21 protein-coding genes are annotated in these 23,289 nt (G+C 58.1%); 11 read left to right on the top strand and 10 right to left on the bottom strand.

Annotation, left to right across the window (positions count from 1 at the left end):
- The first annotated feature begins 10 nt into the window (after window positions 1–10).
- Complete coding sequence (locus ACR0I8_RS13745; protein ID WP_170378326.1) at window positions 11–1,327, top strand: MlaD family protein; 1,317 nt, start codon at window positions 11–13, stop codon at window positions 1,325–1,327.
- Entirely contained in the window at window positions 1,324–1,980 is a 657-nt protein-coding gene (locus ACR0I8_RS13740) for an ABC-type transport auxiliary lipoprotein family protein (protein ID WP_170378328.1), read from the top strand. Before ACR0I8_RS13745 ends, ACR0I8_RS13740 begins: the two co-directional genes overlap by 4 nt.
- Window positions 1,981–1,983: 3 nt before the next feature.
- Here the strand turns inward: ACR0I8_RS13740 and ACR0I8_RS13735 are convergent, their stop codons facing one another.
- Window positions 1,984–3,564 (bottom strand): FMN-binding glutamate synthase family protein, encoded by a 1,581-nt coding sequence (locus ACR0I8_RS13735; protein ID WP_170689117.1) that lies wholly within the window; start codon window positions 3,562–3,564, stop codon window positions 1,984–1,986.
- Window positions 3,565–3,830: 266 nt separating this feature from the next.
- Between ACR0I8_RS13735 and ACR0I8_RS13730 the strand changes: the two genes are divergently transcribed.
- Both ACR0I8_RS13730 and crcB read left to right on the top strand, forming a co-directional pair.
- Window positions 3,831–4,199 (top strand): FluC/FEX family fluoride channel, encoded by a 369-nt coding sequence (locus ACR0I8_RS13730; protein ID WP_170378332.1) that lies wholly within the window; start codon window positions 3,831–3,833, stop codon window positions 4,197–4,199.
- A complete protein-coding gene (gene crcB, locus ACR0I8_RS13725; RefSeq protein WP_170378334.1) occupies window positions 4,196–4,558 on the top strand; it encodes a fluoride efflux transporter CrcB in 363 nt (120 codons plus the stop codon). Before ACR0I8_RS13730 ends, crcB begins: the two co-directional genes overlap by 4 nt.
- Window positions 4,559–4,566: 8 nt before the next feature.
- Here crcB and ACR0I8_RS13720 read toward each other — a convergent pair whose 3' ends face one another.
- The 4 genes from ACR0I8_RS13720 to ACR0I8_RS13705 are packed head-to-tail and all read right to left on the bottom strand — an operon-like array spanning window position 4,567 to window position 8,561.
- Window positions 4,567–4,893, bottom strand: coding sequence for a cytochrome o ubiquinol oxidase subunit IV (locus tag ACR0I8_RS13720; RefSeq protein WP_480526005.1), 327 nt, complete (start codon window positions 4,891–4,893; stop codon window positions 4,567–4,569).
- Window positions 4,886–5,518, bottom strand: coding sequence for a cytochrome c oxidase subunit 3 (locus ACR0I8_RS13715; RefSeq protein ID WP_170689116.1), 633 nt, complete (start codon window positions 5,516–5,518; stop codon window positions 4,886–4,888). Before ACR0I8_RS13715 ends, ACR0I8_RS13720 begins: the two co-directional genes overlap by 8 nt.
- Window positions 5,515–7,602, bottom strand: a complete 2,088-nt coding sequence (locus ACR0I8_RS13710) for a cbb3-type cytochrome c oxidase subunit I (protein ID WP_170689115.1) — start codon at window positions 7,600–7,602, stop codon at window positions 5,515–5,517. Before ACR0I8_RS13710 ends, ACR0I8_RS13715 begins: the two co-directional genes overlap by 4 nt.
- On the bottom strand, window positions 7,599–8,561 hold the full coding sequence (locus ACR0I8_RS13705) for a cytochrome ubiquinol oxidase subunit II family protein (protein WP_170689114.1): 963 nt from the start codon (window positions 8,559–8,561) through the stop codon (window positions 7,599–7,601). Before ACR0I8_RS13705 ends, ACR0I8_RS13710 begins: the two co-directional genes overlap by 4 nt.
- A 152-nt stretch (window positions 8,562–8,713) precedes the next feature.
- On the opposite strand from ACR0I8_RS13705, the gene ACR0I8_RS13700 reads away from it, so the two are divergent.
- From ACR0I8_RS13700 to ACR0I8_RS13685, 4 genes are all read left to right on the top strand, one after another.
- Window positions 8,714–9,949, top strand: a complete 1,236-nt coding sequence (locus tag ACR0I8_RS13700; protein ID WP_480703263.1) for a lytic murein transglycosylase — start codon at window positions 8,714–8,716, stop codon at window positions 9,947–9,949.
- A 404-nt stretch (window positions 9,950–10,353) separates the two neighbouring features.
- A complete protein-coding gene (gene galU, locus ACR0I8_RS13695; protein ID WP_170689112.1) occupies window positions 10,354–11,247 on the top strand; it encodes a UTP--glucose-1-phosphate uridylyltransferase GalU in 894 nt (297 codons plus the stop codon).
- A 40-nt stretch (window positions 11,248–11,287) separates the two neighbouring features.
- Window positions 11,288–12,718: a mannose-1-phosphate guanylyltransferase/mannose-6-phosphate isomerase gene (locus ACR0I8_RS13690; RefSeq protein WP_170689111.1), complete on the top strand. Its 1,431-nt coding sequence runs from the start codon at window positions 11,288–11,290 to the stop codon at window positions 12,716–12,718.
- A 151-nt stretch (window positions 12,719–12,869) separates the two neighbouring features.
- Window positions 12,870–13,940, top strand: coding sequence for a DUF2793 domain-containing protein (locus ACR0I8_RS13685; protein ID WP_170689110.1), 1,071 nt, complete (start codon window positions 12,870–12,872; stop codon window positions 13,938–13,940).
- Window positions 13,941–13,975: 35 nt separating this feature from the next.
- Here the strand turns inward: ACR0I8_RS13685 and fcl are convergent, their stop codons facing one another.
- Together fcl and gmd are read right to left on the bottom strand one after the other, a co-directional pair.
- On the bottom strand, window positions 13,976–14,953 hold the full coding sequence (fcl, locus tag ACR0I8_RS13680) for a GDP-L-fucose synthase (RefSeq protein WP_170689109.1): 978 nt from the start codon (window positions 14,951–14,953) through the stop codon (window positions 13,976–13,978).
- Between the two features lie 10 nt (window positions 14,954–14,963).
- Complete coding sequence (gene gmd / locus ACR0I8_RS13675; RefSeq protein ID WP_170689108.1) at window positions 14,964–16,088, bottom strand: GDP-mannose 4,6-dehydratase; 1,125 nt, start codon at window positions 16,086–16,088, stop codon at window positions 14,964–14,966.
- 157 nt (window positions 16,089–16,245) lie between these two features.
- On the opposite strand from gmd, the gene ACR0I8_RS13670 reads away from it, so the two are divergent.
- Window positions 16,246–17,550 carry a UDP-glucose dehydrogenase family protein gene (locus ACR0I8_RS13670; protein WP_170378353.1) on the top strand — a complete coding sequence of 435 codons (1,305 nt, stop codon included), beginning with the start codon at window positions 16,246–16,248 and terminating at the stop codon, window positions 17,548–17,550.
- 9 nt (window positions 17,551–17,559) lie between these two features.
- On the opposite strand, the gene ACR0I8_RS13665 is transcribed toward ACR0I8_RS13670, so the two are convergent.
- Window positions 17,560–18,420, bottom strand: coding sequence for a phytanoyl-CoA dioxygenase family protein (locus tag ACR0I8_RS13665; protein ID WP_170378356.1), 861 nt, complete (start codon window positions 18,418–18,420; stop codon window positions 17,560–17,562).
- Between the two features lie 103 nt (window positions 18,421–18,523).
- Between ACR0I8_RS13665 and ACR0I8_RS13660 the strand changes: the two genes are divergently transcribed.
- A complete protein-coding gene (locus tag ACR0I8_RS13660; RefSeq protein ID WP_170689107.1) occupies window positions 18,524–19,423 on the top strand; it encodes a LysR family transcriptional regulator in 900 nt (299 codons plus the stop codon).
- Here ACR0I8_RS13660 and ACR0I8_RS13655 read toward each other — a convergent pair.
- Window positions 19,387–20,466: a helix-turn-helix domain-containing protein gene (locus tag ACR0I8_RS13655; protein WP_170378361.1), complete on the bottom strand. Its 1,080-nt coding sequence runs from the start codon at window positions 20,464–20,466 to the stop codon at window positions 19,387–19,389. The genes ACR0I8_RS13660 and ACR0I8_RS13655 overlap by 37 nt on opposite strands.
- 139 nt (window positions 20,467–20,605) lie before the next feature.
- Window positions 20,606–22,111 (bottom strand): caspase family protein, encoded by a 1,506-nt coding sequence (locus tag ACR0I8_RS13650; protein ID WP_170689106.1) that lies wholly within the window; start codon window positions 22,109–22,111, stop codon window positions 20,606–20,608.
- Window positions 22,112–22,232: 121 nt separating this feature from the next.
- Here ACR0I8_RS13650 and ACR0I8_RS13645 point away from each other — a divergent pair, with 121 nt between their 5' ends.
- A complete protein-coding gene (locus tag ACR0I8_RS13645; RefSeq protein ID WP_170378365.1) occupies window positions 22,233–23,288 on the top strand; it encodes an OmpA family protein in 1,056 nt (351 codons plus the stop codon).
- Window position 23,289: the final 1 nt, after the last annotated feature.

The raw sequence follows: 23,289 nt of genomic DNA, 5'->3' as shown, positions 1-23,289 counted from the left end.
AGGTAAGGCGATGGAAACCCGAGCGAACTATATTCTAATCGGCGCATTTACCCTTGCAGCACTACTGGGGGCTTTTGGCTTTTTCTTATGGCTCGCTAAGTTCGAGGTAACCCGCCAATACGCCTACTATGACGTGTTGTTCGACAACGTTTCTGGCCTGTCGGCCGCTGGCGGGGTCAGTTTCAACGGCCTTCCTGTGGGTCAGGTGATCTCATTAAATCTGGATGATGACGACCCCTCGAAAGTGCGGGTGAGGATTGAGGTCGATGCAGATATCCCCGTCACAGAAGACACGATCGCCCAATTGCAATCGCTTGGTGTAACCGGCGTTGGCTATGTCGAACTGACCGGAGGATCTACCACCGCCGCCCGCCTGCCGCAAAACAGCGTGATTAAAAGCAAACGCAGTACGATTCAATCTCTGTTCGAAGGCGCGCCGAAGGTGCTCGATGAAGCGATCACTTTATTGCAGGAGCTGAACTCGGTCGTCGATGAAAAGAACCGCAAGGCCGTCTCGGATATTCTCGAAAACCTAGCCTCCGCCACCGGGCGTTTGGACAAGACCATGTCGGATTTTGAAACCGTTTCCGGCAATATCGGCGATGCGGCCAAGGATATCGGTGAGTTCACCAAACGTCTCGACCCGCTGATCGCTGCGGCTGAAACCACGCTTCAGACCGGAAACGAGACGCTGCAATCGGTCAAAACAGCAGCGGACTCGGCGACAGGCGCGTTGGATGAAGCCAAAACAACCCTGACAACGGCAAACAGCGTCATGGCCGAAGACATCAAGCCCTTTATTCAGCGCGGCTCGGAACTGGCCGAGAACCTGACGCGGTTGTCGAATGAGGCCAGTGTCTCGCTAGGAGTGATCACCGAAACTGTGGCGAATGCCAACACCACGCTGGCGTCAATCACCACCGCGATGGACTCGACCAAGGGCGTATTGGCCTCGGCCGAGCGTGCCTTTGACACAGCAAACCGGGTGATAGACGAAGACGTGGCTCCTGTGGCTGAAGACATCCGCAAAGCAGCCAATCAGGTGACCGAGACCGTCTCAAACATCACCAATAAAATCGACGAGATCTCGGACGATGTCCTCAGCGCCTCGAACTCAGCGAAGGAGCTGCTGGGAACGGTCGACAAGATCGTACAAGACAACAGCCGGCAAGTGTCGAACTTCCTACGCGTTGGCCTGCCTCAATTCGTCCGTTTTGTCGAAGAGGCGCAGCGGCTGGTCATTTCCCTCGACCGCTTGGCTGACAGAATAGAACGCGACCCGGCACGGTTCCTGCTGGGCACCCAAGCATCGGAGTTCCGTCAATGATTAGGACCCTGTTTCTGACCCTGTCTTTGACGTTGCTGGGGGCCTGCGCCGGTCTTGGTACGCTGCGACAGGCCTCAAAACCAAACAACCTTTATCTGCTTACGCCCAAAAGCACGTTTTCTTCTTCGCTGCCCCGGGTCCAAAAGCAGATCGTTGTGCAAGAGCCGACGGCGACGGCCGCTGTCAACACCGACCAGATCGCCATTCAGCCCACTGCGCTTCAAGTGCAATACCTGCCGCAAGCGCGCTGGGTCGATCGCGCGCCGCTGATCGTGCAGGCGCTGATGGTCGAGAGCTTTGAGAACTCAGGCAAGGTTGCTGCGGTGGGTCGATCTACGGTCGGACTGCGCGCGGACTATGTTATTCAACCGGACTTGCGTGAATTTCAGGGTCTTGTCGTATCGGAAACTGAGGATTCCACGTCTGTAAGGGTCGAGGTGCGGATGAACATCAAGATCATCGACGAGTTCGAAGACAAAATCATCGCCTCAAGCTCATTCCGCGAATATGTCGTCTCGGCCAGCGATCAAACCCCTGATCTGGTAGAGGCTTTCGACATCGCGCTCGGCAAGACCATGCGCGATGCCGTGGAGTGGAGCGTGCGTAAAATCCACTCGCATGCGGCCAACAATCCCCGACCGTCGTTGCAATAGACCCTAGAAATGCTGGGCTGACGCACGGTTCCAATCGTCGGCAAATTCGGCGGGAATAGCGTCCGACAGCAGTGCGCCTTCTTCAAGGATTGTGTGCATTTGCGCGTAGGAATGCTCCCGCTCGTCGGCGGTCCGGCGCAGGATGTCACGTGGGTGAAGCTCGGCCACCGTTGATTTCCCCATCGCGCCTAACAACTCGCGAAAGCTCTCCAAGGTGGCATCGTGGTAGCGATGTACTCGCTTGCGCTTTTGCGGCACGTTTACCGCCCTTCCCCTAACCGGGTCTTGGGTCGCCACGCCGGATGGGCAGCGGTTGGTGTTGCAATGCAGCGCCTGAATGCAACCGACCGCAAACATCATGGCACGCGCGGCGTTGCAGATATCGGCCCCCAGAGCAAATTTTTCGACCAGATCATAGCCCGTGGCCACTTTGCCTGAACAGATGATGCGGATTTTGTCGCGCAGGCCCGCACCCTTCAGGCAGTTGTTCACGAAAATCAACGCCTCGTTCAGTGGCATGCCAAGGCGGTTCGTGAACTCGACCGGAGCAGCCCCCGTGCCCCCTTCGGAGCCGTCAATGGTGATGAAATCGGGCAGGATTCCGGTCTCCAACATTGCCTTGCAGATTGCCATGAATTCGGACGGGTTGCCGATGCACAGCTTGAAGCCGACCGGTTTTCCGCCAGACATCTCGCGCAGATGCTGGACGAATTCGAGCAGCTCGGTCGGGCCGTCAAAAGCCGAATGAACCGGCGGAGAAATGACGTCCTGATGCTCTGGCACGCCTCGGATCTCAGCAATCTCTTTGTCGACCTTGGCCGCGGGCAGTACCCCGCCATGCGAGGGTTTAGCCCCCTGAGACAGCTTGATCTCGATCGCTTTGACCACGTCCTTCTTGGCCTTTTCTGCAAATTTATCCTTGTCGAACCCGCCGTCGGGGGTCCGACACCCGAAGTAGCCGGTGCCAATCTGCCAGACAATGTCACCGCCTTCGGCCAGATGGTGCGGAGACAACCCGCCCTCACCGGTGTTGTGGGCGAAACCGCCATCTTTTGCCCCACCATTCAAAGCCCGAATGGCGTTGGCGCTAAGCGCCCCGAAACTCATAGCCGAGACATTCAGGCGCGACGCGCTGTAGGGTTTTTCACATTGCGGCCCGCCCAGCATGATACGTTCTTCGCTTTCATCCACGTGCTTGGGGGCCAGCGAATGATTGGCACGGTGATAGCCCACGGTCGTGATGTCGTATTGCGTGCCAAAGGCCTGCGTATCGACCTGACCCTTGGCTCGGGAATAGATCAGGCTGCGCACGATCCGGTTGTAGGGACGACCGCTTTCGTTTGTTTCCACGAAATACTGACGGATTTCGGGACTGACGAACTCCAACATATACCGGAAATGGCCCAGCACGGGGTAGTTGTTAAGCACGTTATGTTTGGTGGTCAGAATGTCGTACATTCCGATCACCGCGTAGGGGATCAGAATGATCAGGAGCCAATGCACCGGGTGCCAGACAAAGCCCAAAAGCAGAACCAGAGGCAAACAGACGAAGCTGAGGAAATAATAAAGCCTGCGTACAACCATTCCTGATCTCCTTGGGTGGGTCGTTTTGGAGTGCGGCGTAAAATCCATTCAGATCAAAAACCGAAAATGCTAAATCAAAGTGAAACAGCTTGGCTTTTGATTGCAAGCCCTCAGACAGTTTGCAATCAAAGGAGACGCGTTTGTGAAATCGCGTTACGAGTTTGATCGATCTGATGTTTTAAGGCGCGACGCCTGACAGGCTGGCATTAAGGGCAGGCAGAGTGAACACGCACAACTCTCAATCAGGCAAACAAGGTCGCGCCCTGATGTTTCTTGCCGTTTTTGTCGGCGGCGCACTGGGTTCTCTAGTGCGGGAGTTTTTTTCAGTAGAAATCCCGAGCGCTTCGGTCCTGACTGCAACGTTCGGGATCAACGTTTTCGCCTGTTTCGCCCTTGGCTGGCTGTATTCCATTCGCCATCGGGTTCACGCGCACGTTTTGCACCTCGGAGCTGTCGGGTTTTGTGGTGGCCTGTCCACGTTCTCTTCATTCGTGGCCGAGCTTGAACGGTTGGCTGCAAACACGCTTGGGGCGGCAATGACGGCGGCCGGGTTGGAAATCGCCGTTGGCCTGGGTGCCGCAATCGCCGGTGAGGCCCTCGGGCGGCGTTTTCATGCAGGTCGGGGGTCCGCATGACGAATCTGTACCTGCATGCTCTGTTTGGCCTAGGCGGTGGTTTGGGTGCTGTGCTTCGACATTGGGTGGCGCTGCGGATCACGCATGACCTCCCTCTCTCAACCTTGATAGTGAATGTGCTTGGCAGCCTGTTGCTTGGGCTGTGGCTGGGCTATCTGGGAGGCCCAGTCGACATGGGCGAGGAGGAAAAGCGATTGGTATTCGGCTTTTGCGGCGGGTTTACCACTTTTTCCAGCTTCGCCTATCAATCGCTAGAGCTGCGACGCAAGCAAACTCTGGCTCTGGCGGCAGGCAATATCGTCGTCAGCCTTGTGATGTGTTGGGGCGCGTTGTGGTTGGGTCTCGTTATAACACGCTGACGTACCGGCTACATTGCGTGCAAGTGCATTCGAACCGCAAGGTTGCCCAAAATCCAGACCGTTCCGAGAATGATGATCAACAGAACAAGGGTCGAAAACAGGATCAGATCCAGATCCTCGCGGCTGCTGCGACGACGATCTATGTGCAGGAAATAGACCAGTTGAAAGATCAGCTGCGCCAAACCCAACAGACCGATGGTCAAATACACTCCAGTCGTTTCAATACCAAACACTTGCGCAACGCCAAACATCGCAAGCGTCAAAAGCAGTGAGCCTCCGTAGCCGATGACATAGCGCCGTCGCTCGCGCCGGTGCATCTCGGAGCGTTTATCCATAGGTCAGACCTCCGAAATAGACGATTGTGATGATGCCGATCCATATCAGGTCGAGAAAGTGCCAGAACAATGCAAGGCGCACGACGCGTGAGATGACCAGATCGGTCATTCCCATGAAGCGCAGTTGAATACCTAAAACAATCAACCAAACACAGCCTGCCGCCACGTGCAGCCCGTGCAACGGTACAAGCCCGTAGAAGGCCGATAAAAAGCCGCTGCGCTGCGGGATACCGCCCTTCTCGACCATTGCCATGAAGTCTCGTATCTCAAGAACAAGGAAGCTGATGCCCAAGAACAGCGTTACTCCGAACCACAGAATGATCTTTGACCTTGGCAGGTTGTATTTCAGAGCCAGCATGGCCAACCCGACTGTCAAGCTGCTGGTCAACAGGATCATGGTTTGCGCGAAGATACTTTTGAGGTCGAACAGCTCGCGCGGGCCGGGACCACCCGCCTGCGCGTCGATCATCGTGATGTAGATCGCGAACATCAGGCCGAAATAGACCAGATCGCTCATCAGGAAGACCCAGAAACCGAAGGTGACGACTTCGGACGCTTTGTGGGCACTGGCGTGGCGTTCACCGAGGTTGATGCCGGGATAGCTATGAGTTGGGGCGCGTTTCATGTCACCACCTCCATGTCGGGTCGGGCAAGACCTCGGTTTTCCGTCGCCGTCTCGTGGTCCCGATCCACGGCGGTTTCGCTGTGAACCAATGCAAGCCAGGCTTCGTGTTCCTTGCGGACCTCCTCGGCGGGGATGGTGATTTCGGTGCTGGTGTCGAAGGTCCAGATGATGAAGGCCAGGATCATCGCAACCGTCATCAGCGCTGCTAGCCACCAGATCCACCAGACCAGCGCAAACATCCAGATACCGCTGGTCACGCAGAGGATGAACCCGATCCCGGTATTGCGCGGCATATCGATATCCTCATAGGCGTCAGGGGTGGGATAGGCCGCGCCGCGTTCTTTGGCGTTGGCGAAGTCATCCCGCGCGGTTACTTGCGGGATGATGGCAAAGTTGTAGGGCGGTGGCGGTGAAGGGATCGACCACTCCAACGAGCGGCCATCCCAAGGGTCGCCCACAGGAACGCGGGTTTTTTCGCGGTCGCGGATGCTGACCCAAAGCTGGACCAGAACCGATAGCAGCGCGGCTGTGATGACCAACGCTCCGACCACCGCGACGATCATATAAGGGTGAAAGCTCGGGTCTTCCCAACTGAACGATCGGCGTGGCATGCCCATTAGGCCGACAAAGTAGAGCGGCAGGAAGGTCAGCATGAACCCAATAGTCCAGAGCGCAACCGTCACCCTGCCCCACCCTTCATTTAGGCGAAACCCAATCGCCTTCGGGAACCAGTAGTTGTAGGCCGCCAGCAAGCCAAACAGCACGCCTGGCAACAGTACATTGTGGAAATGCGCTACCAAAAACAGGGTGTTGTGGACCTGATAGTCAACGGTTGGATTGGCCAGGATCACTCCGCTAAGGCCGCCAATGACAAACAGCATTAGAAAAGCCAGCCCATAGAGCATTGGGACCGAAAACCGGATACGGCCCCGCCAGAGAGTTGCCATCCAGTCATAGACTTTCACGCCGGTGGGAATGGCAATCAGCATAGTCGCGATGCCGAACACGGCGTTGATCAGCGCGCTTTGGCCCATTGTGAAGAAGTGGTGTAGCCAGACGGTGAAGGACAGGACCGCGATGGACATCGTGGCAATCACCAGCGAGGTATAACCATAAATACGCTTTGCCGAGAAGGTCGCAAAGACCTCGGAATAGATGCCATAGGCGGGCAGTACGAGCAGGTAGACCTCGGGGTGGCCGAACAGCCAGAACAGGTTGGCGTAGTTCATCATGTTGCCGCCGAGGTCGTTGGTGAAGAAATGAAAATCCAGATAGCGATCAGAGGCTAGCAATAAGGCCGCGACCCCGAGCGGCGGCATCGCAAAGACGATGAGGATTGAGCTGCAGATGATCGTCCAGCAATACATCGGCAGCCGCATGAACGTCATACCCGGTGCGCGCAGCTTGTAGATCGTGACGGCAAAGTTGATCCCGGTCAGTGTCGTTCCGATTCCCGAAACGACTATTGCCCAGATCCAGTAATCGGGCCCCACACCAGGGTTGAACGCAGCCCCGGTATAGGGCGGATAAGCGGTCCATCCCCCGGTCGAGAACTCTCCGACCACCAGAGAAACCATCAGCATCATGCCCGCCGAAACCGTCAGCCCTAGGCTGATCTGGTTCATCACTGGAAAGGCGACGTCCCGCGCGCCGATCATCAGTGGAATGACGTAGTTCGCGATGCCAAAGACAAAGGGCACAGCGACAAAGAAAATCATGATCGTGCCGTGGGTGCTGAAGAGTTCGGCAAAATGCTCGGCCTCAAGGAAACCGTCGCCCGGCCCGGCCGCCTGCTGGGCGCGCATGACAACGCCTTCCAGCACACCGCGGGCCAGCATGACGATGGCAAAGACGATGTACATGATGCCGATTTTCTTGTGATCGGCACTGGTCAGCCAGTCGCGCCACAGCGGCCCCCACAGCCGAAACCAGGACAGTAGAAAGACAACGGCAGCCGCTCCGACTATGACTACGGCGGCGGCGGCATTGGCGACGATCTCATTTGCGTTGGGGTTCTGGATCAGCCCCGCGATTGGAAACGCGTCCCAACTGAGGCGGCCGAAGAAACCGGTCTCTGAAGTCATTGGCCGACCCCCTGCCCGTATGAGGCTGTTCCCGGCTGCTGATCGCGCGGCAGGGCTTGGCCAGAGTGATAGCGATGCAAAATCGACTGAAACAAATCGCCGTCGTCCAAGCGGAAATACAAGGCGTTTTCAGGCATATCTGAGGTTCCGAGGGCCTGCTGCACCTCATCCCTATCCGAACGCATTGCGACGGTCTTATACGTCGCCGCATCCAACACGATGCCGTTCTGGCGCACAGTTTCGACCCAAGCGTCAAAATTCTCCGCCGATAAGGCAAGCGTTTCGAACTTCTGTTTCGCGAAACCGCGCCCGTTATATTGCGTATTCACGCCCTGCATCTGTTCGGGTTGATCTGCAACCAGATGCAGCTGAGTGGTCATGCCCGGCATCGCGTAAATCTGCCCGGCCAAGGCAGGGATCATAAAAGACTGCATTACCGTGTCCGTTGTCAGAGTCAGAGCGATTTGCTGTTTGACTGGAATACCCATCTCACCCACGGTCGCGATCCCGAGATCGGGATAGATGAACAACCATTTCCAATCGAGGCCAACGACCTGAACCTGAACAGCGGGCTCATCCCCAAAGGGAGCCGCGTAAGGGTCCAGGCGATGGGTTGCTTTCCACAAGTAGATCGACAAAATCGTGACGATCACCACCGGAACGCCCCACATCACCATCTCGAGCCGGGGCGAGAAGTCCCAATCTGGCCGATAAGCAGCTGTGCCGCCCTTCCGACGGCGATATCGCAGCGCGATAAGCGGAACCAGAACAAGAACAGGCACAACAGCGATCAAAATCAACCACGTTGCCCGCAAAAGATGTGCCTTCTGCACCGCCGCGATTGGTCCCTGAGGATCCATGAAGCTGTCACTGGCGCCTGCGGTCCGGGCCAATGACACCACCACCACTAGGGCCATCAGCACCGCCGCCGATATGAGGGCCGTTCTGACCTTGGTCATAGGCGACTGTCCTCTTTCGCATCCGTTTCAGTGCAACTATCGACAAAGGCAAGAGATTTCTCAAGGCTTTTGATCGCAGCCTTCAAGTTGGCACCAATGTTGCTCTGGTTTCGGTTGACTTGCAGGCATCGTCGGGACACAGCTTGGCTACGATGCGTATTCTCATTTTGATTTTTTGCCTTGCCATCCAGCCCGTGGCGGTCAACGCGCAAGATCGCGCCAAGGTTGAGCGTCAGTTTCAAAACTGGTTGCGTGAAACAGTGTGGCCGCAAGCCCGTGCCAAAGGCGTTTCGCGCCAGACCATGACACGAGCGCTGTCCGGCGTGACATTGAAATGGGATCTTCCCGATCTGGTGCCGCCGGGCAGCCCTCCGCAGTCATCAAAGCCACAATCCCAGGCCGAATTCGGAGCACCGGCGCGCTATTTCAAAGCAGGCTCTTTGCAGGGCGCGACTGCTCAGGGGCGCAAAATTGCCAAACAGCACGCGGCGGTGCTTGCTCGTGTCGAGGCCGAAACCGGCGTTCCAGCCCGTATCATCCTGGCCATCTGGGGTCGTGAAAGTGGCTATGGCCAAGTGGCGATCCCGCACAACGCGTTTCAGGTCCTAGCGACAAAGGGGTTCATGAGCACCCGCTCGCAATATTTCACAGCCGAGTTGCTGGCCGCTTTGCAAATCGCGGAAGCAGGGCATTTGAACGGTCGTGAGATGAAAAGCAGCTGGGCCGGAGCGCTGGGGCAGCCGCAATTCATGCCCTCGAGTTTTCTGACTTACGCCGTGGACGGAGATGGCGATGCCAACGCAGATATCTGGCAATCCGAAGAGGACACGATCGCCTCGATCGCCAACTACCTGTCGCAGCATGGCTGGATTTCGGGCCGTGATTGGGGGTTTGAGGTTGTTGTGCCTGATACAGTCAGCTGCGCTTTGGAGGGTCCTGATCAGGGGCGCGCGATCGAGGAGTGGGCCTCGATGGGGATCACGCGAACATCCGGCCGCCCGTTTCCAGCGCATGAACTGCCCGCCCAAGGGTTCCTAATGATGCCCGCAGGTCGAACCGGGCCGGCGTTTTTGGTGACCCAGAATTTCTACGTCCTGAAAGAATACAACAAGAGCGATCTATACGCCCTGTTCGTGGGTCATGTCGGGGATCGGATTGCATTCGGTGTCGGAGACTTCACGGCGCGCTGGGGTCGCGTTGACCCGCTATACCGTTCAGAAATTGCAGCGATGCAAAGAGGGTTGGAACGCCTTGGCCATGATGTCGGCGGCGCAGACGGCCTGCCAGGTTTCAAAACGCGACGCTCAATCGGGCGCTGGCAGAAAACGCAAGGTCGGGCCGAGACGTGTTTCCCTGACCGTGCGCTTGTCTCTGAACTTGGGCAGTAACCAGCCCCAGTCCAAATCAACAATGTTTGTTTTTCCTCGCTATCGTTGCCTATTAAAGGTCAATTGACAGGCTTGCCCAAATTGGCTTGATGCACGGCCTTTCTATTGACCGGACATGTCGCACAGGCTTGGCGCGGCTGTTTAGAATCAACCCGTTATGGATACATCGCCAAGAACGCGATACTGGAGCGCTTCAACGAAGCGACCTCGCGGCTTGAGATGCCAGCCCAAGCAACCAGAAACTGGCAACATAACTGTCTTTTGACTTGCTGTTCCCGCCATGGCACGATCTGACCGATTTAAGCTCAGGCCCTTCGGGTAATATTGAATGATCTGGCCCCAAAGCCTAAGAGGAATAACCCGATTGGTTTCGACCACGAGGGGCAACTAGATTGAGAGGCACTATGACACGCAAGGTCACCAAGGCGATTTTCCCCGTAGCAGGACTTGGAACACGCTTTTTGCCCGCGACGAAATCCGTCCCTAAAGAGATCATGACGCTGGTTGACCGCCCTCTGGTCCAGTACGCCATCGACGAAGCCCGCGCTGCTGGGATCACCGAGTTCATATTTGTCACGTCCCGCGGGAAATCCGCGCTTGAGGATTATTTCGACCATAACCTCGTTCTGGAACAAGAGCTGAAAGCCAAAGGCAAGGACAAGCTGCTGGATACGCTCAATGCGACAAACATGGAGAGCGGCGCCATCGCCTATATCCGCCAGCACAAGGCGCTTGGGCTTGGCCACGCGGTCTGGTGCGCGCGCCGCCTGATCGGGGATGAGCCTTTCGCCGTCATGCTGCCCGATGACGTCATCGCCGCCGACAAGCCCTGTTTGCAGCAGATGATCGAAGCTTATGAAGAAACCGGCGGCAATATGGTTGCCGCGATGGAGGTTCCGCCAGAACAAACCAGCTCTTACGGGGTGCTGGATGTGGGTGGCAACGTGGGCACGGTCGTGCGTACGCGCGGCATGGTCGAAAAACCCAAGCCTGAGGACGCGCCTTCTAACCTCGCAGTCATCGGACGCTATGTGCTTGGGCCGTCAGTTCTGTACAACTTGAACCAAAAGAAGAAGGGCAGCGGCGGAGAAATCCAGCTGACCGACGCCATTGCCGAAGATATCCGCAACGGTGTTCCTGTCTTTGGCTACAAATTTGACGGACAGCGCTTCGATTGCGGATCGAAAGCTGGGTTCCTGCAGGCGACGGTCGCGTTTGCGCTGGCCCGTGACGATCTGCGCGATGACCTGAGCGCCTATCTGCACGACCTTTTCTCGGCAGAGAAAGCTGCCCAGTAACCGGGCGGTAAGACACAGAAATGAAAGACGCTGCGCGATCATGACAACCGTATACCCAGTAATTCTGTGCGGGGGGTCTGGAACCCGTTTGTGGCCGCTCTCGCGGAAAAGCTATCCCAAGCAGTTCGTCCCCTTGCTGGGCGAAAACAGCCTGTTGCAGGATTGCGCCCTCAGAATGCGTGGGCCTGAAGCTGCGCCTTACGCCAAACCTGTAGTCCTCACAAATGAGGCCTTTCGGTTCGTCGTGCCGGAGCAATTGACCGAGATCGGCATAGACCCCGGCCCGGTTTTGATCGAACCCGAAGGACGCAACACCGCGCCCGCCGTTCTGGCCGCAGCGTTGTTCCTGAATGAAATCGACCCGGATGCGGTTATGTTGGTTGCCCCCTCTGACCACGTTGTCCCCGATACCAACGCATTTCACGACGCGGTCATTGAAGGTTTACGCGCGATTGCCGAGCGTGGCGATCTGCTGACCTTCGGTATCACTCCGGATCGGCCGGAAACCGGCTATGGCTATCTGAAACTGAGCCAAACGCCCAAAACCCGCGCAGTCCCTCTGGATCGGTTCGTTGAAAAACCCGATCTTGAAACCGCCCAATCCATGCTGGCCGATGGCAGCTATCTGTGGAACTCGGGCATCTTCCTGTTCGCTGTTCGGGACATCATCGCGGCGTTCGAACAACACGCGCCTGCCCTTTTGAGCCCTGTCAAAAACGCTGTCGAAAACGCCAAGAGTGACCTTGGCTTCCTCAGACTGGATGCCGAGGCGTGGTCTGAGGTCGAAGATATCTCGATCGACTATGCCGTGATGGAGAAAGCGGACAACCTGAGCGTTGTGCCCTATGCGGCCGGTTGGTCGGATGTAGGCAGTTGGTCCGCGGTGCAAGAGTTGACCCATCCGGACGCAGATGGCGTCGCGACTTCCGGTGAGGTTACGGCGATTGACTGTCAAAACGTGCTGGTCCGCTCGGAATCTTCGGCGCAGGAGGTTGTGGCGCTGGGTTTGCAGGACGTGATTGCCGTTGCCATGCCCGACGCGGTTCTGGTCGCCAGCATGGACAAGGCGCAGGACGTCAAAAAGGCCGTCACCGCGCTGAAGACCAAAGGCGCGAAGCAGGCGGAATCCCTGCCTGTGGACCATCGCCCTTGGGGCTGGTTCGAAAGCCTCGTGATCGGCGACCGGTTTCAGGTCAAGCGCATCCACGTCCACCCCGGCGCGGCGCTTAGCCTGCAGTCGCATCACCACCGGTCGGAGCACTGGATCGTGGTGGAAGGCACTGCCAAGGTCACAATCGACGAAGAAGAGCGTCTGGTTTCTGAAAACCAGTCTGTCTACATTCCTTTGGGTGCGGTCCATCGGATGGAAAACCCCGGCAAGGTGCCCATGGTGCTGATCGAGGTCCAGACAGGCACGTATCTAGGTGAGGATGACATCATCCGCTATGAGGACATCTACTCACGCAGTTAAACTGTTTGAATTCAGTTTCTTGCACGAGATTCAGGTGAAAAGGTAAACAGAAACACCTCCGGGCGTTCGCTGCGGTCAGATAGATTTCATGCGTCTTGCGGCAGGGTAGCGCGCAACGAAATGTCGGACCGACAGCCTAAGGAGGACGCCCGTGTCTCAGACCTCACCCCGATTGAACCTCCCGTTTTTGCAGCCGTCTCAAGCGCAGAAACATGTCACTCACAACGAGGCCCTGCGCCAGTTGGACCTCGTGGTGCAGCTGAGCGTTGTGTCGACCAGCAGCACAAATCCACCCGTCGCCCCGGAACAGGGTGAGATTCATGGGCTGGGCGTGAACCCGACCGGAGATTGGGACGGTCATGCAGGCGAATTGGCCGCCTGGATTGATGCCGCCTGGCACTTCCTAGCCCCACAGACAGGCTGGCGCGCTTGGGATCAGGCGGATGGGCAGGTGAAACTGTGGGACGGTAGCGCGTGGATCACCCCTCCGGTCGAGACCACGAACTTGCCCGGTATAGGCATTGCCACCGGCTATGACAGCACCAACCGCCTATCCGTTCGTGGCCCTGCAACTTTGCTGAGCCATGAGGGCGGAGGCCATCAGCTGAAGATCAACAAGTCCGACTCTGGCGAAACCGCGTCGCTGCTGTTTCAATCCAACTGGACGGGTCACGCCGAGATGGGCCTTTCCGGCAGCACCGGGTTTTCGATCAAGGTGTCACCGGACGGCGGCAGTTGGACAGACGCCCTGCGCCTTGATCCCGCCACGGGTATCGCCAGCGGCGCCGCCGTTCAAAACAGCCCCACGGATACAACGGCCGGACGCTTGATGCGGGCTGACTATGGGTACGGGCCCGGCAATCTGCTGGGGTCGGTGTCGGAAAACGCAGGCGCTCCGACGGGTGCAGTGATCGAACGCGGCAGCACCGCAACGGGCGACTATGTCCGTTTCGCCGATGGCACTCAGATTTGTACCGCAACCCTGACCGCCACAGGTTGTAACATTGCTGAAGGCGCGCTTTTCGCTAGCAACACGGAGACGTGGACCTTCCCGGTCGTTTTCGCGGCGACCCCGTCTGTCAGCGGCAGCGGTGGCAGCGCGGGGCGGTTCATCGGGGCCGACGAACCCTCGACCAGCCAGGCCGTTTTCAAGGTGCTTTCCACCACATCAGATGCAACAACCCTAGCGCCGTCTCTTGCCGCGATTGGACGTTGGTTCTGAGGTAAAATGGGGCCCGGGCCTTGGGGTTCGGGCTTCTATTTCGCGCGAAGATCGCCCTGAGACTGTTCGAGAAACCAAGCGTAGGTTTCGCGAATACCGTCCTCAAGCCCGATCGAGGCCGTCCATCCCATATCCGCCAGACGTGACACATCCATCAACTTGCGCAGGGTCCCGTCGGGTTTTGAGGTATCCTGCGTGATCCGCCCCTTGAAGCCCGTGACCTTCGCCACCAGCGCCGCAAGCTCGGCAATCGAGATGTCAGACCCGCACCCGACGTTGATATGGCTGAGCATCGGCTGCGTGCTCGCCTCGTAGACGTCACGCGGAAGGTCCAGCACGAATAGAGACGCCTCGGCCATGTCATCCACGTGCAGGAATTCACGGCGGGGTTTGCCGGTACCCCAGATCACAACCTCATCTACACCGTGCCTCTGCGCTTCGTGGAAACGGCGGATCAGGGCGGGCAGCACATGGCTGTTTTCGGGGTGGAAATTGTCGCCCGGCCCATAGAGATTGGTCGGCATGACCGAGCGATAGTCCACCCCATGCTGTCGGTTGTAGCTTTCGCACAGCTTGATCCCGGCGATCTTGGCCACCGCGTAAGGTTCGTTGGTGGGCTCCAGAATACCCGTCAGCAGGGCGTCTTCACGCATCGGTTGTTGCGCCGCGCGCGGGTAGATACACGAGCTGCCAAGCTGGAGCAGGTGTTTGACTCCGGCCTCAAACGCCTGATGGATCACGTTGCATTCGATCATCAGGTTTTTGTAAATGAAATCAGCAGGGTAGGTATTGTTGGCATTGATGCCACCGACCTTGGCCGCAGCCAGTATAACCATATCGGGCTTCTCGGCCTGCATGAAGGCGCGCACCGCAGCTTGATCGGTCAAATCCAGTTCGGAATGCGTGCGGGTAATCAGGTTCAGGGCTTCTCCAGCCGCCTGCCGGTCCTGCAATTTGCGCAGAATACCGCCGCCAACCATACCGCTATGCCCTGCTACGTAGATTTTACGCATGATTGGTTCCTCAGCCGTTTTCCAAGCTCACGGGCATCTCATAGCCGTGTTGCTTGAGTAATGCATGGCGCTGCGCTGTTTTGAGATCCTCGCGCACCATCTCAGCGCACATGTCCTGTACCGTCAACTCGGGCACCCAGTCCAGTTTCTGCTTGGCTTTGGACGGATCACCCAGCAGGGTCTCCACCTCAGCCGGACGGAAGTAGCGGGGGTTGATCCGCATCACCACATCCCCGGGCTTCAGCGCCGGAGCACTGTCGCCTTCGACCGCCTTGACGGTTGCAATCTCATCTACGCCTTCGCCGGTGAATTCCAGCGTCACGCCCAGTTCGGCGGCGGACCATTCGATGAACTGGCGCACGGAGTATTGCACCCCAGTCGCAATCACGAAGTCCTCGGGCGCGTCCTGCTGCAGCATCAGCCACTGCATGCGGACATAATCCTTTGCATGTCCCCAGTCCCGCAGGCTGTCGATATTGCCCATATGCAGGCAGTCTTCGAGGCCCTGAGCGATATTCGCCAGACCGCGTGTGATCTTACGGGTCACGAAGGTCTCACCCCGGCGCGGGCTTTCGTGGTTGAACAGGATGCCGTTGCAGGCATACATCCCATAGGCCTCACGATAGTTGACGGTGATCCAATAGGAATAGAGCTTGGCCACAGCATAGGGCGAGCGCGGGTGGAACGGCGTGGTCTCACGCTGGGGCGTTTCCTGCACCAGCCCATAAAGCTCGGACGTGGAGGCCTGATAGAAGCGGCACTTCTCCTCCAGCCCCAGAAACCGGATCGCCTCGAGCAGGCGCAGCGTCCCAATCGCATCCACATCCGCCGTGTATTCGGGGGATTCGAAGCTGACCGCCACATGCGATTGGGCCCCGAGGTTATAGACCTCATCAGGCTGAACCTGCTGGATAATACGCGTCAGGTTGGACGTGTCGCTCAGATCGCCATAGTGCAGATGCAGCTTGGGGTTCGGCTCGTGCGGGTCTTGATAGATATGGTCGATCCGCTGCGTGTTGAACGACGAGGCACGCCGCTTGATTCCATGCACCTCATAGCCTTTTTCCAACAGAAACTCGGCCAGATACGATCCGTCCTGACCGGTAATGCCGGTGATCAATGCCGTTTTGGTCATAACTGTGCCTCGTTTCCACAAATGCGTCTGTTTGACGTCTCAAAAACAGCAAGAGCGTATGGAATGCAACCCAAGGCGATAATCTGGCATTGCACCTGACCACGATTTCTTTGATTGTGCAGGCGCATTTCGGCCGAGACAAAAAAGGAATTCGAGCTTGCGTATTGCGATGATCGGCACCGGCTATGTGGGTTTGGTGTCAGGAGTGTGTTTTTCGGATTTCGGCCATGATGTGATCTGCGTCGACAAGTCCGAGCATAAAATCCAGTTACTGCAAACCGGTGAAGTTCCAATTTATGAGCCGGGGCTGGATACCCTCATGGCCAAGAATGTGGCCGCCGGGCGGCTGAGCTTTACGACGAACTTGCAAGACGCCGTAGACGGAGCGGATGCGGTTTTCATCGCCGTCGGCACACCGACGCGACGCGGGGACGGGCACGCGGATCTGACCTATGTGATGGCTGCAGCCGAAGAGATCGCCAATGCGCTGACCGACTATGCGGTGATCGTGACAAAATCTACGGTGCCCGTCGGCACCAACCGCAAGGTGCAGCAGGTCGTCACTGCCGCGAATCCGAATGCGCAGTTCGATGTGGCCTCGAACCCGGAATTCCTGCGTGAAGGGGCCGCGATCGACGATTTCATGCGCCCTGACCGGGTTGTGGTCGGCGTGGAAAACGACCGCGCTGCCGAGGTGATGGCCGAGATCTACCGCCCGCTTTATCTGCGAGACTTTCCGATCCTGACCACCGATCTGGAAAGCGCCGAGATGATCAAATACGCCGCCAACGCGTTCCTCGCGACCAAGATCACCTTCATCAACGAGATTGCCGGCCTCTGCGAGAAAGTGGGCGCCGACGTCAAGGAGGTTTCGCGCGGGATCGGGTTGGATGGTCGGATCGGAAACAAATTCCTGCATGCCGGCCCCGGCTATGGCGGTTCGTGCTTTCCGAAGGACACAGCAGCGCTGGCCCGGATCGGGCAGGAACACGCGCATCCAATGCAGATCACCGAGACCGTGATCCGCGTTAATGACGGTGTGAAAAAGCGAATGATCGACAAGATCCGCGACGCTTGCGACGACAGTTTCAACCGCAAGACCGTGACCGTGCTGGGGGTGACTTTCAAACCCAACACCGACGATATGCGCGATGCCCCGTCCCTGACCATCATTCCGGCCCTGATCGGCGGAGGAGCCAAAGTGCGCGTTGTTGACCCGCAAGGCCGTGCTGAGGGCGAGGCGCTGCTGCCCGGCGTGGATTGGTGTGACGACCCATACGCGGCGGCCAAAGATGCCGACGTCGTTGTTCTTCTGACAGAATGGAACGAGTTCCGTGCCTTGAACCTAAGCGAACTTGGCGGTGCGATGAAGACGCCGCGCATGGTGGATTTGCGCAACGTCTATTCTCAGGACAGTGTCGAAAAAGCGGGTTTTGAAACCTATGTGGGGGTCGGGCGTTAACCGCCCACCTCAACCTGCATAGAGCGGAACCGACGCGTCTGCCCCTTCGGCCAGTGCTTTGCTCTGATCCCGCCGTACTTGCTCATACGTTGCTAATGCATCGGATGAGAACAATTCTGTAGGTGCTTGAACCGGCACGAAATTGCTGTGTTTGTCCGAGCCCCTTGCCAGAAGCGCATAGTCCCGATCCGCCACCAATTGTTGCGCGCCGGGGCTGAGATAGCGGATAGCCAACCCGATCCGCCGGTCCTCGGACTGGTTCGGCCCTGAACCGTGGATCGTCAGCCCGTGATGCAGCGACATCTGACCGGGCGCGAGTTCGATATGGGTCTTGTCCGTCTCGGCGACTTCGACAGCCACTTCTTGCCCGCGGGACAGCAGGTTCGTTTCCGAATAAGTATCGGTATGCGGCAAGATCGGGTTCTTGTGGCTGGCGCGCACGAAATCCATACACCCGCTGCGCTCCGTCGCCGGGGACAGAGCGATCCAGGCCGTGACCTGATCCGGCGTTTCGCCCATGCCCCAATATGTCAAGTCTTGATGCATACCTACCGTTTGCACGGTGTTGGCCTCCTTGATGAAAAACTCGGCCGACCAGATCATGATATCAGGGCCCAGAACGCCCTCGACCACATCCAGAACGCGGGGATCCTGCGCGATGCGCGCTGCCAGTGGCATGACCAGATGCGCATTTACCCTCTTGTAGGTGTTCAAAGGCAAGGGCAGATCAGCCTCCAGCCAGTCGCTCTCAATCTGTTCTAGCTCCGCCCGGAAACCGGCGGCTTCGGCCTCGGAAAAGACGGAGAGGGGAAAGAGATAACCATCCTCCCAATACTGGTCGGATTGTTGCTGCGTTAACGTCGTCGCCATTGGGTCACCTATTTGCCGTGTGCGCAAAGGGTATCCGCGAGCGGACACGGGTCAAAACCAAACCTCTTGCCTGTCAGGATAAGTCTAGCTTAGCCTGCGCTACATGCTACCTCGCATCCCATCCCTCAACTGGCTACGCGTGTTCGAAGCAGCCGCCCGCACAGAGAGTTTTTCCCGTGCAGCATCGCAGCTCAACATGTCGCCAGCCGCCGTCAGCCAACAGGTCAAGGCGCTAGAGACCCGGTTGGGCACGCCGCTATTTCACCGCCATGCCCATGCTGTCACGCTGACGGAAGCGGGGCGTGCCTATCTGCCCTCGGTCCAGCAATCCCTGCTGATGCTGGAAACGGCCACCACCGGGTTGTTCGGTGAGACGCGGGAACAGAGGCTATACGTTCAGTCGGTGCTATTATTTGCCCATGGTGTCTTGGCCAAAGGCCTTCCCGCGTTTCAGGCCGCGCACCCTCAGATCAAGCTTTCGCTGACCACCGGCAATGCGAATTCGGATTTCACCAATCAGTTCACCGATCTACAAATCGTATTTGGCAACCCTGCGCTGTTTGGCACTGAAGGAAATGAACTGCTCCGCGAGGTTCTGTTTCCCGTCGCCCCGCCCGAGTTTGCCGCACAGATCCACACCCCGCAGGACCTGCTGCAATTCACCCTGATCGAAGTATCGACCCACCGAGCCAGTTGGCTCTATTGGTTCGAAGCGTTGCGTTTGCCGACAGGGCAGGCCCGGTTCTTCTTTGCCGACAACTCGATCATGGCGGCCGAGCTGGCCGCCAGCGGGCTTGGGATTGCATTGGCCCGCGCGCCCGCATCCGACCGTATCATGGAGAATTCAGGACTGGTGCCTTGCCTGCCCGACCTTCAGGTCAGCGGGCAAGAAGCCTATCACCTGATCTATCCCTCTCGTGCAGATTTGCGCCGGCCGGCCCGCCTATTTCGCGACTGGCTGCTGGATTACAGCGCCGCCGTCCAAACGCGGTATCGCCCCTGACCGGTGACTTCGCGGACCAAACCGCGGCGGGTGAAGCGGTCGATGTTGCGCTGTACTGCCGCGCGCGAGGCCTGGGTCAACTCCTCGGCCAGAGGGGCCGAGACCATGGGCCAGGCGCGCAAAGCGTCGATCAGCAATGGCGGCGTCCGACCGCTGAGGTCGGCTGTTGCCTCCTTCGCCCGCGCCTCCCACGCGTTGATCCGGTCCAGGTGCAACAAGGCTGCGAGGGCCGCCTGACCGGCCCCGAGAATCCAGGCGGACAGTTTTTCCTCAGGCGATCCGACTCCACGCAGCGCGCCCGGCCCAGACAAGGCTAACGGCATGAAAAGCGCCCCGCCCCGCCCCATCGAGGCCGCATGCCGAGCGGCAATGACGGCTGCTTCCGTATCCTGACCGGGTCCTTGCGACACGGCCCGCCATGCATGAAAGGCGATCGCGGCTTGCGTGACGGGGTGCAGCGCCTCGACGCTACGCATCACGTCTGACAGGTCTGCAATGGCCTCCGGCACCTCTTCAATCCCTTGCGCTATCCGGTCCAGAAATGCGGTCAGCCCGGCCTCCCACCCGTCATGGGAAGGGGCCGCGCCGGACGACAGTCGGCGCACCGCCCACCCTGCCCGGAACAAGGCCTGCACATCATCACCCGTTGCGCCGATCCGCAGACTTGTCCAAAGCGCCAAGCGTTCGACACTGATCCGGTCACCCGTCCACCAGCCCAGATCGGATACATCCATCAAGGCCAGACGATGGGTCCACCCGTCTGGTCCTGCCCGCAGCCGTTCATCCAATGCGCCGAAGGTTACCGCCAGATCGGCAAGCTCGGATGACAGCCCGGATTGCGCGGCCTGCCACTCTCTGGGATCGAACAATTGCCGCTGATCTGCCCGAGGGCCAGGGGTCAGGAAATCATCCTGTGGCGAGTCATCCTCGGGCGGGAGAAACCACAGATCATCCTCATCCTCCGGGTCGCCATCATAGATGCTGCGCGGCCCGAGATCTTCGGCCTCATCATCGGGGTCGGATGTGACAGGTTTGGGCTTCATACCCGCATTCTTCGGCTATTTCCGACCACTCACAAGTGGTTTTCCATTTGGATGACCAGCTTTCCCGTCTTGCATTGGAAGATTCGACCAAATGGACGCGCAACCAAGCCCGGTCGCTGATCTAGACTTCAGAGCTGACTTATCCCTGACAACCGCCCATCGCCCACCGGCGCAGGTTGACCTTCAAACCACCGCCAAACGGATGCTGCTTGGCCACGTTGCCTGCCGCTGGGCGTTTGACATAGGTCTGAGCCTGATCGCACAGGGCCTCATGCGTCCACTGGTGGCAACTCGAACAATTCTGATCTTTCCACAACTCATCCGGCAACCCATCAATCGGCGGGAACTGAGGCGAGCCTGCGACCAGTTCCTCGATCGACTTGCCCCTGACGTGGGTGTTGCCGAACGTCAGGATGGATTTCATGGTGACCGCTGCTCCGGCGTCGATGCTGCCCGAATTCTGCGCCTCGGGCGCTTCGACATTGGCTTCGGCTTTGCGCGTCACAGTCTCGCTTTCCAACTGCAGGGCCGCCAGACGCTCGACCGCCTGATCGGCGAATGCGCCACTGGGAAAGCTGTGCAGGTATACCTCATAGGAATGGATCGAATCGTCAACCTGCGCCAGTTCATACATCAAACGGTCTGTCTCGGTCGCTTCCGGGGCCTCTTGCGATGGCGTTGGCGTGGGCAGAGTTCCAAAGGACTCGGCCAAAATCGTCTGCAACAGATCATTGGCCTGCGATGCATGAACACTGTCTGGATAGGCCCGCTGAAACAGCATGATCTTCACCGGGTCACGGCTGTTCACGGCTTCCTGCCATTGTTCTTCTTCGGTTTGTTCCGGTTTCGCGATCAGTGTTTCATTCGCGCGCGCAAAGGCGAAATCCTGCGTCAGGGACGAGGTATCCCAAGGCGTTTGCAACCCACGCGTTTCGCTGAGAACATCAACACGGACCTTCTTGAACAATTGCTCGATCGCCATGCCGGGCGTGTCGATATGCTGCGCAAGGCTCAGCGTGAACGGGCTGTTGCCGGTTTCGCCGTCCAGCGCAACGCCGCCGGGATCGGTGGCATAGGCGAGAAAAGTACCGGTCGGGGCTTTCATCTCGGCCAGACCGTTGTCATCCATATCGGCCAGATCCTCAAACGGGTTGTTCCGGCAGGCGTCCAGAATGACGATATTCGTTTTGTTGTTGGCCGAGGCCATCTGATGCAGGACCGAACGAGCCTCAACCGCCATAAGATCCAGATCGGCCGGATCGGACAGCGACACATCCACGGGCAGCAAGTAGTTCGAACCGAAAGACTGCACCCCGTGACCCGCATAGTAAAACAGGCCAACGGCAGTTTCGCCGCCCTTGCGCAGGTCACGCCCGAACTGGGCAATGGCGCGCTTCATTTCGATCTGAGTGCTGTCGGACAGATGCCGCACCTCGAACCCGAGCGCGGTCAGCTTCTCCGCCATCAGCCGCGCATCGTTGATTGGATTGTCCAGAGCCGAGACCGAACCATAGTCGGAGTTTCCGACCACCAGCGCGATTCGCGGCTCGGCCCAAGCCGAACCGGTCCAGAGCATTGCGATCATCGCAAACAGGGTTCTAAGTACGCGTTGCACCTTTGGTTCTTTGCCTTTTTCTGGTCTCATGGTCCGTGACCCCTTGGGCACCACTCAGCCCGGAAGTACTCTGATATTGTTTTTTGGCTTTCTTATGGCCGTGGCCTGAAATATCCCAATTAAAGTATCAAGACTAGGAAGAGGTTCACACATGCCGCGTTTAAACTTGGTGCGAAATGCTTTTGCGATGACGGCACTGGTATTTGCAAACACGGCGTGGGGTCAAAGCGCCGATCCGTTCGAACATGGGTGGAAATTGGACGCCGATGCCTCGGAGTTGCAATTTTTGTCGGTCAAAAAGAACTCGATTGCCGAAAACAGCGGCTTTGCAACCCTCACGGGCGTGATCAGCCCTGAAGGCGGTGCCGATATTCGGGTTCAGATGGACAGCGTTGATACCAAGATTGACCTGCGCAATGTGCGCATGCGGTTCCTGTTTTTTGAAACCTTCAACTTCCCCGAGGCTGTGATCACCGCCCAATTGCCGCCCGAACAACTGGTGGATCTGCACCAGACCCGGCACAAGATCATCGACCTGCCCTATAGCCTATCCCTGCATGGGGTGAAAAAAGACAGCGTGGCGCAGGTGGCCATCACTCTGGTCGACAATGACCGCGTGGCTGTGGCCAATACGACGCCGATTGCGATTGCCCTGCCCGACTTCAACCTTGAGGAAGGACGAGGCAAGCTCGAAGAAGCCGCCGGTGTTGATATTCTGCCCTTCGGCTTTGTCAGCTTCGGGTTCGTATTCGACCGCGCTCAACCCGGCACGCCACCTCAGCTCGAGGTTGCCTCGGCCACGCCGGGGGCTACCGCGCTGGAGACCAAGGGTGATCTGGATCGCGAGGCCTGTGAAGGGCGGATGGAGATCCTGTCGCGCACCGGCAATATCTACTTTAACTCGGGCAGTGCGCGGCTGACCAATGACTCGATTCCGCTGCTGAGCAATCTGCATGACATTGTCGACCGTTGCCCGGACCTGAAGATCGAGATCGGCGGGCACACGGATAGCGATGGCTCGGATGAGGCTAACCGTGTTCTCAGCGAACGTCGAGCGCAGGCGGTCAATACCTATCTAGTCGATCAGGGGATCGCGCCGGAACGTCTGCTGACGGTTGGTTATGGCGAAAGCCGCCCGGTTGTGTCGAATGACACCGCAGACGGCAAACGCCGCAATCGGAGGATTGAGTTTGTGCCCGTAAACTAGG

Source organism: Ruegeria sp. BG9, from assembly GCF_056538305.1.
Note: the sequence above shows the minus strand (reverse complement) of the source record. Positions and strands in the feature narration are given on the sequence as shown.

Bases quoted from the DNA above. Each gene is read 5' to 3' on its own strand.
- ACR0I8_RS13745 (WP_170378326.1), top strand. From the start codon at position 11: ATGGAAACCCGAGCGAACTATATTCTAATCGGCGCATTTACCCTTGCA.
- ACR0I8_RS13740 (WP_170378328.1), top strand. From the start codon at position 1,324: ATGATTAGGACCCTGTTTCTGACCCTGTCTTTGACGTTGCTGGGGGCC.
- ACR0I8_RS13735 (WP_170689117.1), bottom strand. From the start codon at position 3,564: ATGGTTGTACGCAGGCTTTATTATTTCCTCAGCTTCGTCTGTTTGCCT.
- ACR0I8_RS13730 (WP_170378332.1), top strand. From the start codon at position 3,831: ATGTTTCTTGCCGTTTTTGTCGGCGGCGCACTGGGTTCTCTAGTGCGG.
- crcB (WP_170378334.1), top strand. From the start codon at position 4,196: ATGACGAATCTGTACCTGCATGCTCTGTTTGGCCTAGGCGGTGGTTTG.
- ACR0I8_RS13720 (WP_480526005.1), bottom strand. From the start codon at position 4,893: ATGGATAAACGCTCCGAGATGCACCGGCGCGAGCGACGGCGCTATGTC.
- ACR0I8_RS13715 (WP_170689116.1), bottom strand. From the start codon at position 5,518: ATGAAACGCGCCCCAACTCATAGCTATCCCGGCATCAACCTCGGTGAA.
- ACR0I8_RS13710 (WP_170689115.1), bottom strand. From the start codon at position 7,602: ATGACTTCAGAGACCGGTTTCTTCGGCCGCCTCAGTTGGGACGCGTTT.
- ACR0I8_RS13705 (WP_170689114.1), bottom strand. From the start codon at position 8,561: ATGACCAAGGTCAGAACGGCCCTCATATCGGCGGCGGTGCTGATGGCC.
- ACR0I8_RS13700 (WP_480703263.1), top strand. From the start codon at position 8,714: ATGCGTATTCTCATTTTGATTTTTTGCCTTGCCATCCAGCCCGTGGCG.
- galU (WP_170689112.1), top strand. From the start codon at position 10,354: ATGACACGCAAGGTCACCAAGGCGATTTTCCCCGTAGCAGGACTTGGA.
- ACR0I8_RS13690 (WP_170689111.1), top strand. From the start codon at position 11,288: ATGACAACCGTATACCCAGTAATTCTGTGCGGGGGGTCTGGAACCCGT.
- fcl (WP_170689109.1), bottom strand. From the start codon at position 14,953: ATGCGTAAAATCTACGTAGCAGGGCATAGCGGTATGGTTGGCGGCGGT.
- gmd (WP_170689108.1), bottom strand. From the start codon at position 16,088: ATGACCAAAACGGCATTGATCACCGGCATTACCGGTCAGGACGGATCG.
- ACR0I8_RS13665 (WP_170378356.1), bottom strand. From the start codon at position 18,420: ATGGCGACGACGTTAACGCAGCAACAATCCGACCAGTATTGGGAGGAT.
- ACR0I8_RS13660 (WP_170689107.1), top strand. From the start codon at position 18,524: ATGCTACCTCGCATCCCATCCCTCAACTGGCTACGCGTGTTCGAAGCA.
- ACR0I8_RS13655 (WP_170378361.1), bottom strand. From the start codon at position 20,466: ATGAAGCCCAAACCTGTCACATCCGACCCCGATGATGAGGCCGAAGAT.
- ACR0I8_RS13650 (WP_170689106.1), bottom strand. From the start codon at position 22,111: ATGAGACCAGAAAAAGGCAAAGAACCAAAGGTGCAACGCGTACTTAGA.
- ACR0I8_RS13645 (WP_170378365.1), top strand. From the start codon at position 22,233: ATGCCGCGTTTAAACTTGGTGCGAAATGCTTTTGCGATGACGGCACTG.